Origin of the sequence: Pseudomonas sp. C9-3 (assembly GCF_032392015.1) — a bacterium.
GTDB classification, from domain to species: domain Bacteria; phylum Pseudomonadota; class Gammaproteobacteria; order Pseudomonadales; family Pseudomonadaceae; genus Pseudomonas; species Pseudomonas nitroreducens.
The window spans coordinates 3,038,689-3,055,095 of record NZ_CP135919.1 but is presented as its reverse complement, the minus strand read 5'-3'; the positions used below and the strand labels follow the sequence as shown (position 1 = coordinate 3,055,095).

Here is a 16,407-nt window from a genome sequence, read left to right as displayed (position 1 = left end):
GTGCGCAGGATCGGCTATGCTCGCAGCCCTTCCCGAGGTCCATTCCGTCAGGTCTGCTGCATGTCGTCACCCGTCCCTTTGCGTGTGCCCTTCCAGGGGCGCGAACTCCACGCCGATACGCTGAGCGGCGACTCGCCGCTGCACCTGTTCGGCATTCACGGTGGCGGTGCCAGCAACCGTTCGGTGTGGGATGGCCTGCGTCAGTCGTTGTGGCAACGCGGCGTAGGTTCGACGGCGCTGGACTGCGTCGGCCACGGCCAGACCGGCGGGGTCTTCGCCGAATCCTCCCTGCAACGTCGCAGCCACCAGGTTCGCTCGGTCATGGCCAGCGCCGGGGTACGTCCCACGGCGCTGGCCGGCATCAGCATGGGCGCCTACAACGCCCTGCGCCTGAGCGAGGAGCTGGACGTGCAGGCGCTGATCCTCATCGTCCCCGGCATCTACACCCCCGAAGCACACGAGGTGCCGTTCGGGCCGGACTTCTCGGCGATCATCCGTCGACCGCGCAGCTGGGTGGACAGCGACGCCTGGGACATCCTCGGGCGCTTCCGTGGCCGCCTGCTGGTGATCGCCGGCGAGCAGGACAGCGTGATCCCCCTGGAAATCCCCGAGCGCCTGCACGCCGCCGCTACCCGCGCCAGTCGGCGCGAGCTGCTGGTGGTGCCGGGGGCCGGGCACAGCGGGTTGTTGCCGGTGCTGCTGGACAACCCGCAATGGCACGCGTCGCTGCTGGAGTGCGTTGGTCTGGAGGCCTGAACGGCGCAGTCCGGGCTGCTAGGGTGACAGGGTCAACCCTGTCTCCAGAGGAGCTGCAGCATGGACAAGATCACCGGCGGCTGCCTGTGCGGCAGCGTGCGCATCGAAGCCTTCGGCCGGCCTTACCGGGTTGGCATCTGCCATTGCCTGGACTGCCGCAAGCACCATGGCGCGCTGTTTCACTCATCGGCAATCTTCCCCGAGAGCGCCGTTCGTATCGAAGGCGACACGCAGGAGTATCAGGGACGTTGCTTCTGCCCGCGCTGCGGCTCCTCGGTGTTCGGCCGCAGCGGCGACGAAGTGGAGGTGAGCCTCGGCGCGCTGGATGAGCCGGACCGCTTCCAGCCCACCTATGAGCTGTGGACCTGCCGCCGCGAGGCCTGGCTCCCGGCATTCCCCCTGCGCCATCGTTACGAGCGCGACCGTGAGTCGTCCGAGCGGCGCGAGGATTAGAGAAAAGCGTCGATCACGGACAGAAAACGCAACCCGCGGACAGATCGCGCCGGCATTTCCCTTTGCTGCAGGATTGTCATATTCGCGGTCGAAAACCCTGCCGATAGTAGCCCCGCCAACAAAGCTCAAAGAGGCTACATCGTGTTTCATCGCGCTCTGCTTTCCCTGTCCCTGCTCAGTCTGTCCATCGCCTGCGCCAACGCGGCCGAGACCTACACACTGGACACCCCACGGCTGACCGGCATCGACAACTTCCGCGACATCGCCGGTACCACCACTGCCTACACCACTGCCAACGACGGGGTGATGCGCTCTGGCGTGTTCTATCGCTCCAACGCGTTGACTCCCAAGGGTACCGACCTGGCAGTACTGAACAGCCTGGGCATCAGCAACGTCTACGACCTGCGCACGCCCGTCGAGGCGGCTGCCACGCCGGACACCCTGCCGGCCGGGGCGGTTTACCAGAACATCGACATCATCGGCAGCACCACCTCGGGCGCCAACATCACCAATGTCTCCTTCACCAGCGCGGCCCAGGCCGTGGCCATGATGGAGGAAACCAACCGCGCCTTCGTCAGCGACGCCGGCATGCGCAGCCAGTTCACAGTGCTCTTCAACGAACTGGCCGGTGCCGATGGCGCCGCGCTGTTCCACTGCACCGCCGGCAAGGACCGCACTGGCTGGACCGCCGCCGTGCTGCTGAGCATCGCCGGGGTGGACAGCCAGACCATCATGGAAAACTACCTGGCCACCAACGACTACACCGCCGCCCGCATCAAGGCGACCCTGGCGATGATGCCGGCCAGCATGGCGGCTATCTATGAGCCGCTGATCGGCGTGCAGGCCAGCTACCTGCAGGCGGGCCTGGACGAAGTCACCGCCCAGTACGGCAGCATGGACAACTACCTCAAGGAGGGCCTCGGCCTGTCCCAGGAAACCATCTACGTGCTGCGCGGCAAGATGGTCTACTACAACAGCCTGCCGGGCACTCTCGGCCTCTCGGGCAACGCCGCCGCGGGCGCGCAGCTGCTGACCCAGCTGCAGAACAGCGGCCTCTCCGGCGCCTACACCGCATACAACTACTACCTGCAGTCGGCCATCGATGCCGGCACGCTCGGTGGTGTCGAGTCCACCGTCGGCGGCCAGGTGCACGCCGACGCAGCCAGTTACCTGCTGCGCCAGGATGCGCTGATCGACCGCGCTGCCGCGCCCTACGCCAGCGGCGTCGACCTGAAGACCGGGCAGACCCGCCTGTGGACCACGGCGCTGGCCGGCTACCAGGGCAACTCCGCGACCTCCAACGCCGAAAGCAGCAACGAACACACCCAGGGCCTGATGGTCGGCGTCACCCAGCGCTTTTCCGAGCAGCTCAGCGGCAATGCGGGCTTCGGCTACAGCAAGGGCAGCGTCGGGGGTGCCGGCGGCGATGTCGACACCGACCTGACCTTCGTCCGTGGCGGTGCGCGCTTCGCCCTCGATGGCCTGGAACAGGGCCTGTTCGTCGACGCGGACCTCAGCTATGGCTGGCTCGACTACGACAGCAAGCGCGATATCGGTGGCGGCCTGGGCAAAGCCAAGGGCGACACCAGCGGCAACCTGAGCGGCGCCAGCGTTGCGCTGGGCTACCGCACGGCGGTGTCCACCGTGACCCTGGAGCCAAGCATCGGCCTGCGCTACAGCCACTTGGACCTCGACGGCTTCCAGGAAAAGGGCAGCGAGCTGGCGCTGGACGTCGACGATACCAGCGAGAACCGCCGCAGCGCCTACGCCAACCTCAAGGCCTCATTCGCCCCGGTGGCCCTGGGCAGTGGCTGGCAGATGGTGCCGGGCCTGGAGGTCGGCTACGACCATGCGCTGGGCGACTACAAGGTCGACAGCGATGGCCAGCTGCTGGGTTTCGACGTCTCCCAGCGCGCCGCCTTCGACAACCGCGACCAGTTCAGCGGTGCGTTCAGCCTCACTGCCAGCCAGGGCGAGTTCAGCGTCGGCGCCGAAGTCGGCGCGCTGGGCGGCAGCGGCAGCCACGGTGCCAGTGGCAGCCTGAAGGCCAGCTACCAGTTCTGATCGGTGGCGGCCTAGGCAAGCGGCCCGTCGCGTCCAACGCGGCGGGCCGTTTTGCTTTCCAACACGTAGGGCGCATAACGCCCACGGCGTTATCCGCCAGGGCGGCGGATCTACATTGCCGTGTTGGTGGCGATGTTCGCGAGCAAGCTCGCTCTTACGAAGAGCTCGAAACCCTGTAGGAGCGAGCTTGCTCGCGAACCGAGCTGGCTGGAGCCGTGCCGGCGAGCGTTGAGAGCAGGGTGCGGTGGCTTCCCTAGGCAGGCGTCGACAGGTTCCTGCGCAGGTCCGCCGGGCTCATGCCGTAGGCGCTCTGGAAGTACTGGCAGAAGCGCCCGACGTTGCTGAAGCCCAGGGCCAGGGAAATCTCGCTGACCGATTGCGAACCGTCCTGCTGCAGCGCGTCATAGGCGCGTTGCAGGCGCACCTCGCGCTGGTAGGCGACGATGGAGCTGCCGACGAAACGGCGGAAGCCTTCCTGCAGGGCGCGCAGGCTGACGTTGGTCAGCTCGGCCAGATCGCTGCCGCTGACCAGGGCGTCCGGATGTTCCTGGATGTAGTCCATGGCCAGTTTCACGTGGCGCGGCGCGATCTGCGGGGCAGGGCGCCTGAGCGCGTCGCTGTAGTTGTGCGGCCAGATTTCCAGCACCGAATCCACCAGCATTTCCTGCAGGCGTGCCGGCATCAGTGCGCTGGAATTGATCAGCAGGTCGAACTCGTTGCCGGTGGCCATGGCGACGATCGCCTTGATGCCCTGGAAGGCCTCGTTGCTCAAATCCACCCGTGGCTGGAAGCGCACCTTGTGGCTGATCGGCCGGCCCAGCAGCGTTGCCAGCCGGCGCGCGAACAGCGAGCGGCGCACCGACAGGCCGTGGTGTGCGTGGCCATCGATGAAGCCCACCGAACGCACCGAGGCCTTCTCGATGGCGAGGCCGACGCGCGGTGTACCGATGGCTTCGTCGGACTGGTTGAAGACCACGCGCCCGGCGCTGGGAAAGATGAACGTGATCTCGTCGTCGAGGTCCGGCATCTCGGTCAGCAGGTCGCCGCGAAAGCTCAGGCGGCGGAAGCTCACGCCCTCGTAGCGGCCGTAGACGCCGCCGATGGCGATGGGGCGTTCGGGGCGGGGCATGCCCGAATAGAGGTTGCCGAACAGGCGCGTGTAGAGATCGCCGAAATCGTCGGCGCTCATGCTTTCCGAACGGATCAGGAACTGCTTGCGGGAAGTGCTCGTGTCTACCGTCATGATCCGTCTTCTGGCAGCGCCGTGGGAGCCGCTCCGGCCTGGGGGCCGGCGTGCGGAATGTGGGCGAGCAAGTTAGCGGTCGCGGGTTACAAATCCGTGATGCCGGTGCGCTGCCCCCCACGCCGTATCCACCGAGGGACGTTGTCTGCGTAGCGCGCATGACGCCAGCGGCGTTATTCGTCCTGCTGGCCGGCGGATAACCCGTTCCGGATGATGCGCCCTGCGGGGTTTACGGTACCGCCCGCAAACAACTCCCGAGGTCGCAGGGCGCCGGCAGCGAGCGCTGGGCCGCCAGTCGCATCTGCTGCGAGCGCTCGTGGATTTCCAGCATCAGGTGGGCGGTGAACAGGCAGCTGCCGATGGTCAGCGCCACGAACAGCGGAATGAGTCTGGACATGCTGGCGACCTCGTCGACCAACTGGGGTTGCCCCACGTTAGTCGCCGCAGTCGCCCGGCAAATCGTCCGCTCGGACTAGCCCAGGGTCGCCACGCTGCGCAGGATCAGGCGCACCAGCATGGTCTGCCGGGTCACCCCGGTCTTGGAGAAGGTCGAGCGCAGGTGGGCGCGCGCGGTGTTGCGGCTGATGCCCAATTCCTCCGAGGCTTCGTCCAGCGTCAGGCCGTTGGCCAGCAGCATGGCCAGCTGCGCTTCGGCCGGGGTCAGGTCGAACAGCGCCTTGACGATTTCCTGCGGGGCGCGGGACTCCTGTTCCGGGTCGCTGACGAAGATCACCACGGAGGGGCAGTGCTTGCCCTCGTTCCATTCGCTCAGTGGCACCGAGCGCACGATGATGCCCAGGTCCGCGCGGCCGGATGGGCGCTGCACGCGCATCGCCTCGACCACCGAGGGTTGTGCGCCTTTCTGTGATTGCAGTGCCTGCTTCACCAGGCGGCGGAATTCCTGGCAGTCGCGCGGGGTGCCGACCTGCAGGCTGTCCGCGCTGATCTTCAGGCCGTCCTTCTCGCGCAGCAGGTTCTCCGCCACCTGGTTGGTCTGCAGGATCTTGCCGGCCTCGTCGAGGATGATGGTGCCGACGGCGAACTGGTCCACCGCGCCGGCGTAGAGGTTGCGCTCGGTCTCGATGCGGTTGATCTGCGTATGCAACGCCACCGAGCGCTCCAGGTGCGGCACGAAGTAGGCCAGCAGGGCCTTGTCGTTCTCGGTGAAACCGGGCGACTCCACGCCACGGCTGACGCGGATGCGGCACAGCGCGCCGTCGCTGGTGCGGATATCGGCGCCGAGGATGTGGAACACCCCGACCGGTTCGAGGAAGTTGCGGTAGAACTCCGAGGCCAGCCACTGCTCCTTGGAGACGAACTCCTCGAGTATCACCACCTGGCCGCTGGGCAGGTCGACGAAGGGGTCGAGGTTGAAATAGTACTGGTTGTACGAGGCCACGACCTCGGCCGAGCTGCCGTTGGTGTTGACCATCAGGCCTTCGCTCTGGTCGCTGGGCGGTCGCAGGATGAAGGTGACGTACTTGGCTTCGAGGAACTGGTTGAGTTCGTTGAGGAAGGATTGCCACGGCGTACTCTCCAGGGGGCCCTGGTAGAGATTGCCGAGCATCCCGCTGAACCGGACGAGATCGAGCGACTGTGCCATCGGTAGAACCATTCTTATTGTTGTTGTAGGAAAGCGCCGAGGAGATTAATAGGCGCTTTCCGCAAAAGGCAATCGGTCCCGCAAGGCAGGGGACCGGTGGATCAGGCGGGTTCCTCCTCCAGCGCCCGCACCACGAAACTCTTGCGTTCGGCGAGGCCCGCCGGCAGCTCGGCGACGTCGGTATAGAACTGTTCGTACCACTTGCGCAGCTGGTACACCGGGCCGTCACCGTCGCACAGCAGCGGGTTGTCGACGCGGGTCTTGCTGTGCCAGATGGCCACGTCCTCGTAGAAGGCGGCGCGTGCCTGCTCCACGTAGGCCAGGGCCATGGCGCGGTTGTCCTCGGCGGACAGGCCCGGCACCTTCTTCACCAGCACGCCGTAGCGCAGGGTGAAGCTGTTCTGGTCGATGGGCACGTGGCAGTTGAGCAGGATCGATTCGATCGGCTGGCCACCCATGGCGCCGGTCATCCAGGTGATCTGGTAGGCCGGGCCGTAATAGGTGGCCACCGTGCGCAGCTCGCTGTCGCCGGACAGCCGCGCACTGCGGCCGCGCATCACCTGGGAGGCGGTGTGCGCCTCGAAGTGGTTGCTGAACTCGTCGATGGGCGCGCCGTGCACGCTCTTGAAGTGCGCCATGTCGGAGACGTTGTCCACCAGCTCGCGGCAGTTGGTCTCGATCTTCAGCTCGGCGACTTCCCACTCGGCCCAGGCCTCGTCGTAGCAGGCATCGATACGGGGAATGGCCTGTTCGGCGATGGGCGGGTTGCCTTCGGGGTCGTTCCAGACGAACAGCAGGTGGTTCTGCTCCATGACCGGCCAGGACTTGATCTTCGCCCGTGGCGGAATGCGCTTGGCGTAGGGAATGTCGTTGCACACGCCATCGGCGCCCCAGCGCCATTCATGGAAGGGGCAGCGCAGGCTGTTGCCTTCCACGCAGCCGTCGCTCAGGTCCGCGCCCATGTGCGGGCAGTAGCCGTCGAGGATGTGCAGCTGGCCATCCTCGCCCTGGAAGGCCACCAGGCGGGTGCCGAACACGTCCAGGCGGTGGGCCTTGCCGTCGCGATACTGGCTGGCCAGCCCCAGGCAGTGCCAGCCGCGCGCGTAACGGTCATCGACTGGGCGCACTTCGATACGGTGCAACGTACTCATCTTGTTGTTCTCCCATCAGGTTGCCGCAGGCAGAAGGGCGGCACGAGCCTTGGGTGGATTCTGCAAGCCAGAGCGCTCGCGGCATCGTCTGAACGGACGAGGCCCGCTGCCTAGTCCGGGTGGACGATGCCGGCGCCGCTGCGGCCGGCGATAACGGCGGCACCGACCGACAACAACGACAAACGGTGGAACGATGAGCGAGCAGCAAGGCCGCGTGGCGGTCATCACTGGCGCCGCCAGCGGCATTGGCCGTGGCCTGGCGCAGCACGCGGCAGGCCTGGGCATGCGCATTGCGCTGGCCGACCGCGACCGCGCCGGGCTGGACGAGCTGGCCGCCGAGCTGACGGCCGGCGGGTGCGAGGTGCTGGCGCAGGTCACCGATGTCAGCCGCGAGCAGGACCTGTTCGCCCTGCGCGATGCGACCCTGGCGCGCTTCGGCGGCGTCGACCTGCTGTTCAACAACGCCGGCATCATGCAGACCGGCGCCAGCTGGGAGCTGAGCGAGGCGCAGTGGCGGCGCATGCTCGACATCAACCTGCTGGGCGTCACCCACGGCCTGCGCGCCTTCGTCCCGACGCTGCTGGCCCAGCAGCGGCCCGCGCATATCGTCAACACCGCATCGCTGGCCGGGCTGCTCGCCAGCCCGTTCCTGGCCGCCTATACGGTCACCAAGCAGGCGCTGGTGGCGCTGTCCGAGGTGCTGCACCACGAGCTGGTCGCCTCGGGCGCGGCCATCGGCGTCTCGGTGCTCTGCCCGGGGCCGGTGGCCAGCCGGATCATGGACTCGGACCAGGCCGGCAATGCCGCCGGGTCGCTCCTCGGCGCGCAGCTGGAGCAGAGCATCCGTGCCGGCATGCCGGCCGACGAGCTGGCTGCGCGGGTGTTCGCCGCCATCGACGAGAAGCGCTTCTGGATCCTCCCGCACCCCGACTTCAAGCCCGCGCTGCAGGCGCGCACGCAAAGCATCCTCGACGAGACCAACCCGGTCTTCCTGCTGGCCGACGTATAAGGAGTGAACATGGCCCTCGATCCCCACATGCAGGCCCTGCTGGAGCAGTTCGCCGGCGCTTTCGCGCTGGATTTCGCACAACTGGACGCCGCCACCTACCGCGGCTTCGCCGACCAGAGCCTGGTCGCCGGCGAGCCGCTGAAGCTGGCCGAAGTGCGCGAGCTGCGCCTGCTGGATGACCTGCCGGCGCGGCTGTACCGGCCGAGCGCCGCGGCTGGCCTGCCACTGCTGGTGTTCTTCCACGGCGGCGGCTTCGTCGCCGGCACTCTCGACACCCACGACGACCTCTGCCGGCGCATTGCGCTGGGCAGCGGCGCGGCGGTGGTGTCGGTGGGCTATCGGCTGGCGCCGGAAGCGCCGTTCCCGGCCGCACCCAATGACTGCTGCCAGGCCGTGGCCGAACTGGTGGCGCGCGCCGCCGAGCTGGAGGTGGATGCCACGCGCCTGGCCCTGGCCGGCGACAGCGCCGGCGGTAACCTCGCCATCGCTGCCGCGCGGTTGCTCAGCCAGCGCGGCGGGCCCATCCCCGGCGCGCTGTGCCTGCTCTACCCGGTGACCGACCAGAGCTGCGGCAGCGCGTCCTACCGCGAGTTCGCCAGCGGCCACTTCCTCGAAGCGTCGATGATGCACTGGTTCTGGCGGCAGTACCTGGGGAGCTGGCCGGCGCCGCTGGATGTGCTGGCTTCGCCACTGCATGCCGCCGACCTGGGCGCGCTGCCGCGGACGTTGCTGATGAGCGCCGAATGCGACCCGTTGCGCGACGAAGGCGAAGCCTTTGCCGAGCGCGCCCGTGCGGCCGGCGCCGATGTCGAATGCGTGCGAGCCGAGGGCATGCTGCACGGCTTTGCCAGCTTCGCGCCCTTTGTGCCGCGCGCCCAGGCCTACCTCGACGACGCTGCCGCCTGGCTGCGCGACGTGCTGCGCTGAGGTGCCGGGGATGACGCTGGACAGTCCGCTGCACCTGATCGAAGCGCTGCGCCAGGGCCGGCCGGTGATACTGGTCGACGGCGAGGAGGAGGGCGGCGACGGCATGCTGGTGCAGGCTGCCGAATTCATCGATGACGCCGCGCTGAATTTCTTCGCCGTCGAGGCGCGCGGGCTGGTCTGCCTGGCGCTCACCGATGAACGCTGCGCGGCGCTCGGCCTGCGCCCGATGACCGACAGCCCGCGGCGCGACAGCCTTGGCTTCATGGTCTCGATCGAGGCTGCGCAGGGCATCAGTACCGGCATCTCCGCCGCCGACCGCGCACGCACCGTGCAGGTGGCGGTGGACCCGGCCAGCACCGCGGCCGACCTGGTCAGCCCCGGCCACATCTTCCCGCTGCGCGCATTGCCCGGCGGGGTGATGAGCCGCGCCGGGCATGCCGAGGCGGCCTGCGACCTGGCCCGGCTGGCCGGGCTGCAACCGGCAGCGTTGCTCGCCGGCATCCTCGACGAAGCGGGTGAGAATGCCCGTGGTGAGGTACTGCGTGCGTTTGCCCAGCGCCACGGCCTGCCCATCGGCGGCATCGCCGAACTGATCCACCACCGCATCCTCCATGAAGGCACCATCGCCCGCGGTGCCGAACACCGTATCGATACCCGCCATGGTCCGTTCCGCGTGTGTACCTACCACGATGACTTCAAGGACGTGGTTCACCTCGCCCTGGTGCGCGGCCAGCTCGATTCGACCCGGCCGGTGCTGGTCCGCGTGCAGGCAGTGGAGACCCTGCGCGACCTGCTCGCCGGCGAGCCGCCGCGCGGGCCGCAGCAGTGGAACCTCGACCGCTCGCTGGCACGCATCGCCGCCGAAGGCAGCGGTGTGCTGGTGCTGCTGGCCCAGCAGGAAAGCGCCGCCGCCATCCTTGACCAGTTGGCGCGCGGGCCGGGGCTGCAGGCACCGAAGTTTGCCCAGCGCACCCTCGGTGTCGGCGCGCAGATCCTCCGCGACCAGGGCGTCCGCAAGATGCGCCTGATGAGCTTCCCGGTACCCTACAAGGCGGTCTCGGGCTTCGAGCTGGAAGTCGCCGAATTCGTCCCGTTCACCCAGCCCGAGGAGGCCTGAGATGACCTCGCAGGAAGCAATCGACAAAGTCCTGGCTCCCACTCGCCTGGCCGGCCTCGCGCTGCGCAACCGGGTGATCAAGACCGCCACCTTCGAGGGCATGTGCCCGGCCGGCATTCCCGGCGCCGACCTGGCCGCGCACCATGCGCGGATGGCTCGCGGCGGTGTCGGCCTGACCACGGTGGCCTATTGCGGCGTATCGCCGGACGGCCTGACCTTCGCCGACCAGATGTGGATGCACGAAGGCATCTTCACCCAACTGCGCGGGTTGGCCGACGCGGTGCACCGCGAGGGCGGCGCCATCTCCGCTCAGCTCGCGCACTGCGGCTTCTTCAGCCGCACGCGGCCGCAGAACATTCCGCGCCCGCGTGGGCCCAGTGCCGGGATCAACCAGTACGGGCTGTTCACCGGCGTGCCGTTCGCCGGGGCCATGGGGCCGGCGGACATCCGCAAGACGCTGGCCGAGTACCGCGATGCGGCAGCGCTGGTGAAGCGCGCCGGCTTCGACGCCGTGGAAATCCACATGGGCCACGGCTACCTGCTCAGCCAGTTCCTCTCGCCGGCCACCAACCGCCGCAGCGATGCCTACGGCGGCAGCCTGGACAATCGCCTGCGCCTGCCGCTGGAAGTCCTGGCGGCGGTGCGCGAGGCGGTGGGCGAGGACTTCCCGATCCTCGCCAAGCTCAACCTCAGCGATGGCTTTGCCGGTGGGCTGGAGATCGACGACTCCTGCTACGCCGCCAGGCGACTGGCCGAGCACGGGCTGAATGCGCTGGTGATGAGCGGCGGCTTCACCAGTCGCTCGCCGATGTACCTGTTCCGCGGCGAGAGCCCGCTGGCGCAGATGATCCCGCTGGAGCCCAACCCGCTGCAGCGCACGGCGATGAAATGGTTCGGCGGCCGGCTGTTCTCCAGCCTGCCGTACGCGGAGATGTACTTCCTCGACCAGGCGCGCCGGGTACGCCAGGCTACCGATATGCCGCTGGTCTACCTGGGCGGCGTGAGCCAGCGCGACAGCCTGCAGCGTGCGATGGCCGAGGGCTTCGATTTCGTTGCCCTGGGGCGAGCGCTGTTGCGCGATCCGGACCTGGTCAAGCAGGTGCGCACCCAGGGCGAGGCTTATGAAAACGGCTGCAACCATTGCAACCAATGTGTGGCGAGCATGGCCTTGCCGGGCGGCATTCGCTGCGTGCTCAACCAGCCGGACAGCTTCGCCCACCTCTAGGCGCAGGGTTGCTTGCGAACCTGAACGTCCGGCGCCAGCCCATTCGCGAGCAAGCTCGCTCCTGCAAGATCACGAGCCCCTCTCCCGCAAGTGGGAGAGGGGCTCGTGTGGTGCAGGATGGATCTTCGGCGTCAGCCGGCGCGATCTGCCCCCTCTCCCCGAGGGAAGGGCTGGGATGAGTGGAAACACAGTCACGGATTTTTCCAGGAATAGACAGTTGCTCCTGCATCGGCTGGCTCGTACTCGCGCCTCCTTTCAGGGACGCGCTGCACCGACCCAACCTGTAGGAGCGAGCTCGCTCGCGAACCTGTTTGAGCGGGCGCGGCGGCTGGCCAAGCGCGGACAGATGCCGTGTGAAAGGCAGCTGCTCCTGCGAGAGGCTTCTGCACCTGGGCTGGCCCCGTGCTTCTCCCGCGTGAGAGTGGGCCGGTCGGTGTTCGCGTCAGCCAGCTCGGACGGGCAGCGGGGCGCATGAGGCCCCGCGTCATACGCTGCACTCCGCGCATCCCCGGCATCCGCCGACGTCAGGGTTTCATGGCCTTCAATATTTCCTGTAGCTGCCGCACACCTTCAGGGCTGCCATTGAGGTCCGTCCCCACCACGCTCAACACCGCATACCCCTGGGTCAGCAGGTAGGCATCTTCCCGGCGCTGTCGTTCGTTCGGTGCTTTCGCGGCGCTGAGGTTTACGCGCGCGCCGCCGTCCGCGTCCGCCTGCACGGCGAAGACGATGGGCGACCAATCGCTCACCGGCGCATACACCAGTCCGCGCACCTGGGCCGCAGGGCGCGCCGGGTAGTTGAGGTTCAGACCTTCGCCGGCGGGTAGGCCGAGCAGGTTGAAGTCGCACGCTTGCTTCGTTCCGCATGCCTTCTGCGCAGCCTGGCCGGCTGCGAGTGCGTGGTCGAGTACGCGCACGGCGAGGCGTGCGCTGTCGTCCAGGGCATCACGGGTGCGCTGCATCCCCGCCTGGGGATCGCGCTGCATCAGTGGCAGGTCGATGGCCGTGGACACTGCCATCGCCGGCACGCCCCGGCGCATGGCCCAGAGCGCGGCGTTGAGGGTGCCGGACATCTGGATCAAGGGACCTGCGTTGTCGCCGAAATTGCTGCCGGAGACCAGCAGGTCCGGCGGATTGTTCTTGAGCAGCAGGTCGAGCCCGGCATTCACCGCATCCACCGGTGTGCCGATGGCCATGTTCTTGCCCGGCGGCAGGGCAAAGCCGGCGGGAGCGCCGACGCAGTACTGCTGGTCGGCGAGGCGGCTGATGGCCAGCGCCTGCCCTGGAGCGACCACGCTGGCGGCGCCGATGCCGCTGTTGTCGGTGTCCGGCGCGACCAGGGTGACGCGGTGCCCCGCGGCACTCAGTTCGCGGTACAGCGCCTGGATGCCCGGTGCGCGGCAGCCGTCGTCATTGGTGAGCAGGATATTCAGCGCACTGGCCTGCTGGGCGAGGCTCAGGCCAGCCATGGCGATGGCGGCGCGGAGGAGCTTGTGCATGGAGCTTTCCTTGTTCTGCGGAGCAAAAGACAAAGCCCGCGCGGTGTCCCGCGCGGGCTTTCGAAGGCGGCCTTACTGGCCGAGTTTGCGCATGTTGGCGGCGGTGAAGTAGTTGGCGTCGTAGTCGGCGCTGTTCAGCTTGGGCGCCGGCTGTTCGTTGGCCATGCGGTCGGCCAGGTAGGAGCCGGCGATGAGGTCGTGGAACAGCGCCACCCGCGCCTGGTTCACCTGGATGTCGTAGGCGTAGACGGTGGTCTGCATGTTGGTGCGCCACAGCTGGCCACGGGAGTCGTAGTTGTCGGCCAGCGCGGCGGACCAGCTGTCCTCGTCGAGGTACAGGGTGCGCTTGCCGTAGATGTGCCGTGCGCCCGGCTTCAGCGTGGCTTCCACCACCCACACGCGGTGCAGTTCGTAGCGCATGAAGTCCGGGTTGACGTGATTGGGCGTGAGGATCTGCGAGTACTTCAGCGCCGGGTCATCGAGCTTGTAGTTTTTGTAGGGGATATAGATCTCGCGCTTGCCGAGCATCTTCCAGTCGTAACGGTCCGGTGCGCCGTTGAACAGGCGGTCCTCGTCGATGGTGCGGAAGCCGCCCGCACCCGTGGGCGTGTCATAGCCGACGGTGGGCGCACGGCGCACGCGACGGGTTCCGGGCAGGTACTGCCAGCTCTGGCGCGGGCTGGCGACCGGGTCGAAGAACTCGTTGCCGCCGATGATCTCGCCCTTGGAACGTACCGGCTTGAGCGTGGTGATCATGAAGTGGCTCATCACGCCGCCGTCATAGCTCTGCAGCGAGCCGGTCGGCGAGCACCAGGGCGCGAGGATCTGGTAATGCACGGTCTGCAACGCCTGGTTGCCGTTGGAGTAGATCACCGCCTGGTCGTAGATGGCTTCCTCGCTGTTGGCGCGGGCCTGCAGGGCGTGGTTCCACATCAGCTCGTAGCCGTCCTTGGGGATCGGGAAGGGCGACGCACCGAAGGCGTTGCGCACGGCGTTGCCGCCGTCCACCAGCTCGGCGCTGGTGGCATTGGCCTTGATGTTGGCCTCGATCTTCTCGCTGAAGCGGAAATCGCGGTGCGAGGGGTAGACCGGCATCCTGAACGTGTCGGGATAGCGCTTGAACAGGGCGCGCTGGCCATCGGTGAGGTGCTTGGAGTACTGCTCCATGTTCTGCGCGGTGATGACGAACAACGGCTTCTCGTCGGCATAGGGATCGGCATAGCGGCTGCCGGGGCCGTCGTACTTCACCTGGGGCGGCGCGCCGCGCCACTTGCCGGTCCACGCGGGGATGGTGCCCTCGGCATTGCCGGCTTTCTCGGCGCCCATCGGGGTGAGGTCCTGGCCGAGGCGCGCGGCCTCTTCGGGGCTGACCTTGGCCTGGGCCTGGGCGGACAGGCAGGCGAGTCCGGCGGACAGCAGCAGGGCGGGCAGATAAGTCTTGCGGTTCATGGTCTGGCTCCTTGGGCTGGGTCAGAAGCTGTATTTCGCGGTGAGCGAAAGGTTGTCGCGGTCCGCCAGCGTGGTTTCGCTCGGGTTGCCGAGGAACATGTTGTAGCGGGCTTCGAGGCTGAAATTGTTCAGGTAGCGCCAGGTGGTGCCGACGGCGAAGCGGTCGTCGCCTTCGCCCAGGCCGAAGCTGCCGGGCATGGACGAATTGCCGTTGACGGCCTGGCTGAAGATGATCGGCACGCTCAGGTCCCAGCCGTTGAACACGTTGTTGTAATCCAGCGTCAGGTTGAGGGTGTAACCCCAGGCGGAGCGGTCGTAGTAGAGCTTGTCGGTGTTGGGCGTGCGGATCTGCGCGACCCCGGCGCCGGTCGGGACGAACACGTCGAAGCTGGGCGCCTTGTCGTTGTCCATCACGCGGTTGTAGCCGACCTCGCCGGTGAGCGTGGTGTTGTCGGCGAAGGGCAGGGCACCATAGGAGTGGATGAAGGACACCAGCGCCTGGGCGACATTGGCGCGCACCGGTTGCGGCGTCAGGCCGGTGTCGACCAGCACCGGCTGGCCGTCGCGGTAGCTGATCTCGCCGCTGACGTTGGTCTCGCCGAGCATGCTGGAGAAGCTCGCGCCGTAGAGCTTGATATCGTCGTAGAAGATCGCCCGGTAGTTGCCGGTGTTCCAGTCGCTGAGGAAGTCCAGCTGCGGGCTGTGGTCGCTGAAGCGCAGGTAGTACAGGCCGAACTCGGTGTTGTTGAGCTGCTCCACCGTGTAGGTGAGCGCGGCACCGTACTGGCCGCTGTTGCCGGGCGTGTCGTCGCCCAGGCGGCGCTGCTGGCCGGTGGAGTCGTTGAAGCCGCCTTCGTCGATGTAGTCGGTGGTGGAGAAGAAGTGCCCGACCGGGGTCAGCTCGTTGCGCTTCCACTGGTACTGGTAATACAGCTGCACGCCGAGGTTGTCGGTCAGGCTGTACTGGGTGAAGACCTGGCCCACCGGCAGGAACAGCTCCTTCACCTCGATGCCCGGCGTGTTGGCCTTGGTGGCGTCCACCGGGCTCATCGCACCGGAGATGCCGAAGCCGTTGAACAGGCTCTCGCCCCAGGCTACCACCTGGTTGCCGGCGCGGGCGTTGAGGGTGTGGCCGTTCAGGTCCCAGGTACCGTAGGCGTAGGTGTCGAGCAGGCGCAGGTCGTCGCCGGCCTGGTCCTCGGTCTCGCCGGAGAAGTGGTCGGGCTTGGAGCAGCGGCCGCCGGCGAAGCAGTTGGATGTGCCGAAGTCGTTGTCGTTGCCGCGCTGGTAGACATCGTCGTAGAAGCCGGTGGCGCGGACGAACAGGCCGTAGTCCTGGCGGAACTTGAAGTCCGCCTCGGTGAGGAAGCTGGCGCGGTTGTTGATCAGCGCGCCACGGTCGAAGGCGTTGTCACCGTCGTCGCCGTTGGCGATGGCCGCGTTGCTGCCGCCGTTGGACAGCGCATGCGCGCGCTTCTCGGTACGCCACGCCAGGCTGTAGCTCAGGGTGGTATCCCAGTTGACCTGCAGGTCGTCGTTGAATTGGTAGGACAGCGCCTGCGCCTGGCTGGCGAGGAGCAGTCCGCTGGTGCTGATCGCAAGGGCAAGGGGCAACGGCGGGAAGGCGATTCTTATTCTTGTCATCTCGTCCTCTGCTCGGGCAGGCGCTGTCGGCCAGACCCGGAAACGGTGTTGGCGGGAAAGTGGCGGGGCTGACTATGTGGTCACCCGAGTGCGTCAACATCGTCCAAAAAGACTAAGCCGGCGGGACGGGGCGGGGCCGCTCTGGCGCTAGTCCCATCGGACGATGCCGGGGCTTGGCGCGGGCGCGAACAATCGCCGGGCGAGCGTGGTTTTCCGCCACGCCAGATCCCGGAGAACAAGCGCATGAACGCAAGGGCGAGCGGCCAG

General features: G+C 67.4%; 14 protein-coding genes. 7 read left to right on the top strand and 7 right to left on the bottom strand.

All coding sequences use genetic code 11. The features are described 5' to 3' along the window. Positions 1-60: 60 nt before the first annotated feature. From RS899_RS13630 to RS899_RS13620, 3 genes are all read left to right on the top strand, one after another. Positions 61-756: an alpha/beta hydrolase gene (locus RS899_RS13630; protein WP_315810219.1), complete on the top strand. Its 696-nt coding sequence runs from the start codon at positions 61-63 to the stop codon at positions 754-756. 60 nt (positions 757-816) lie between these two features. Next, a complete protein-coding gene (locus RS899_RS13625) occupies positions 817-1,209 on the top strand; it encodes a GFA family protein (RefSeq protein WP_054908921.1) in 393 nt (130 codons plus the stop codon). A gap of 141 nt (positions 1,210-1,350) precedes the next feature. Then, entirely contained in the window at positions 1,351-3,273 is a 1,923-nt protein-coding gene (locus RS899_RS13620; RefSeq protein ID WP_315810218.1) for a tyrosine-protein phosphatase, read from the top strand. Between the two features lie 253 nt (positions 3,274-3,526). Here the strand turns inward: RS899_RS13620 and RS899_RS13615 are convergent, their stop codons facing one another. The 4 genes from RS899_RS13615 to RS899_RS13600 all read right to left on the bottom strand — a co-directional run bounded on the left by RS899_RS13615 (position 3,527) and on the right by RS899_RS13600 (position 7,270). Continuing rightward, the gene (locus RS899_RS13615; RefSeq protein ID WP_054907184.1) at positions 3,527-4,516 is read right to left on the bottom strand and encodes an AraC family transcriptional regulator; all 990 of its coding nucleotides are present in this window, start codon (positions 4,514-4,516) and stop codon (positions 3,527-3,529) included. 229 nt (positions 4,517-4,745) lie between these two features. After that, positions 4,746-4,913 carry a hypothetical protein gene (locus RS899_RS13610; RefSeq protein ID WP_156356592.1) on the bottom strand — a complete coding sequence of 56 codons (168 nt, stop codon included), beginning with the start codon at positions 4,911-4,913 and terminating at the stop codon, positions 4,746-4,748. 75 nt (positions 4,914-4,988) lie between these two features. Next, positions 4,989-6,119 (bottom strand): helix-turn-helix transcriptional regulator, encoded by a 1,131-nt coding sequence (locus RS899_RS13605; protein WP_054907183.1) that lies wholly within the window; start codon positions 6,117-6,119, stop codon positions 4,989-4,991. A 101-nt stretch (positions 6,120-6,220) separates the two neighbouring features. Beyond that, positions 6,221-7,270: a Rieske 2Fe-2S domain-containing protein gene (locus tag RS899_RS13600; protein ID WP_315810217.1), complete on the bottom strand. Its 1,050-nt coding sequence runs from the start codon at positions 7,268-7,270 to the stop codon at positions 6,221-6,223. A 193-nt stretch (positions 7,271-7,463) separates the two neighbouring features. On the opposite strand from RS899_RS13600, the gene RS899_RS13595 reads away from it, so the two are divergent. The 4 genes from RS899_RS13595 to RS899_RS13580 are packed head-to-tail and all read left to right on the top strand — an operon-like array spanning position 7,464 to position 11,548. Further along, positions 7,464-8,279 (top strand): SDR family NAD(P)-dependent oxidoreductase, encoded by an 816-nt coding sequence (locus tag RS899_RS13595; protein WP_315810216.1) that lies wholly within the window; start codon positions 7,464-7,466, stop codon positions 8,277-8,279. 9 nt (positions 8,280-8,288) lie between these two features. Next, the gene (locus tag RS899_RS13590; protein ID WP_315810215.1) at positions 8,289-9,206 is read left to right on the top strand and encodes an alpha/beta hydrolase; all 918 of its coding nucleotides are present in this window, start codon (positions 8,289-8,291) and stop codon (positions 9,204-9,206) included. A gap of 10 nt (positions 9,207-9,216) precedes the next feature. Beyond that, a complete protein-coding gene (locus RS899_RS13585) occupies positions 9,217-10,323 on the top strand; it encodes a 3,4-dihydroxy-2-butanone-4-phosphate synthase (RefSeq protein ID WP_315810214.1) in 1,107 nt (368 codons plus the stop codon). Between the two features lies 1 nt (position 10,324). After that, entirely contained in the window at positions 10,325-11,548 is a 1,224-nt protein-coding gene (locus tag RS899_RS13580) for an NADH:flavin oxidoreductase (RefSeq protein ID WP_315810213.1), read from the top strand. Between the two features lie 524 nt (positions 11,549-12,072). Here RS899_RS13580 and surE read toward each other — a convergent pair. The 3 genes from surE to RS899_RS13565 form a co-directional block, all read right to left on the bottom strand. Then, positions 12,073-13,047, bottom strand: coding sequence for a 5'/3'-nucleotidase SurE (gene surE, locus RS899_RS13575; protein ID WP_315810212.1), 975 nt, complete (start codon positions 13,045-13,047; stop codon positions 12,073-12,075). Between the two features lie 72 nt (positions 13,048-13,119). Then, positions 13,120-14,496, bottom strand: a complete 1,377-nt coding sequence (locus RS899_RS13570) for a DUF1329 domain-containing protein (protein ID WP_315810211.1) — start codon at positions 14,494-14,496, stop codon at positions 13,120-13,122. Between the two features lie 21 nt (positions 14,497-14,517). Beyond that, complete coding sequence (locus tag RS899_RS13565) at positions 14,518-16,140, bottom strand: DUF1302 domain-containing protein (protein WP_054907175.1); 1,623 nt, start codon at positions 16,138-16,140, stop codon at positions 14,518-14,520. Between the last annotated feature and the right edge of the window lie 267 nt (positions 16,141-16,407).

Bases quoted from the DNA above. Each gene is read 5' to 3' on its own strand.
- RS899_RS13595 (WP_315810216.1), top strand. From the start codon at position 7,464: ATGAGCGAGCAGCAAGGCCGCGTGGCGGTCATCACTGGCGCCGCCAGC.
- RS899_RS13590 (WP_315810215.1), top strand. From the start codon at position 8,289: ATGGCCCTCGATCCCCACATGCAGGCCCTGCTGGAGCAGTTCGCCGGC.
- RS899_RS13625 (WP_054908921.1), top strand. From the start codon at position 817: ATGGACAAGATCACCGGCGGCTGCCTGTGCGGCAGCGTGCGCATCGAA.
- RS899_RS13565 (WP_054907175.1), bottom strand. From the start codon at position 16,140: ATGACAAGAATAAGAATCGCCTTCCCGCCGTTGCCCCTTGCCCTTGCG.
- RS899_RS13585 (WP_315810214.1), top strand. From the start codon at position 9,217: ATGACGCTGGACAGTCCGCTGCACCTGATCGAAGCGCTGCGCCAGGGC.
- surE (WP_315810212.1), bottom strand. From the start codon at position 13,047: ATGCACAAGCTCCTCCGCGCCGCCATCGCCATGGCTGGCCTGAGCCTC.
- RS899_RS13615 (WP_054907184.1), bottom strand. From the start codon at position 4,516: ATGACGGTAGACACGAGCACTTCCCGCAAGCAGTTCCTGATCCGTTCG.
- RS899_RS13605 (WP_054907183.1), bottom strand. From the start codon at position 6,119: ATGGCACAGTCGCTCGATCTCGTCCGGTTCAGCGGGATGCTCGGCAAT.
- RS899_RS13580 (WP_315810213.1), top strand. From the start codon at position 10,325: ATGACCTCGCAGGAAGCAATCGACAAAGTCCTGGCTCCCACTCGCCTG.
- RS899_RS13600 (WP_315810217.1), bottom strand. From the start codon at position 7,270: ATGAGTACGTTGCACCGTATCGAAGTGCGCCCAGTCGATGACCGTTAC.
- RS899_RS13570 (WP_315810211.1), bottom strand. From the start codon at position 14,496: ATGAACCGCAAGACTTATCTGCCCGCCCTGCTGCTGTCCGCCGGACTC.
- RS899_RS13630 (WP_315810219.1), top strand. From the start codon at position 61: ATGTCGTCACCCGTCCCTTTGCGTGTGCCCTTCCAGGGGCGCGAACTC.
- RS899_RS13610 (WP_156356592.1), bottom strand. From the start codon at position 4,913: ATGTCCAGACTCATTCCGCTGTTCGTGGCGCTGACCATCGGCAGCTGC.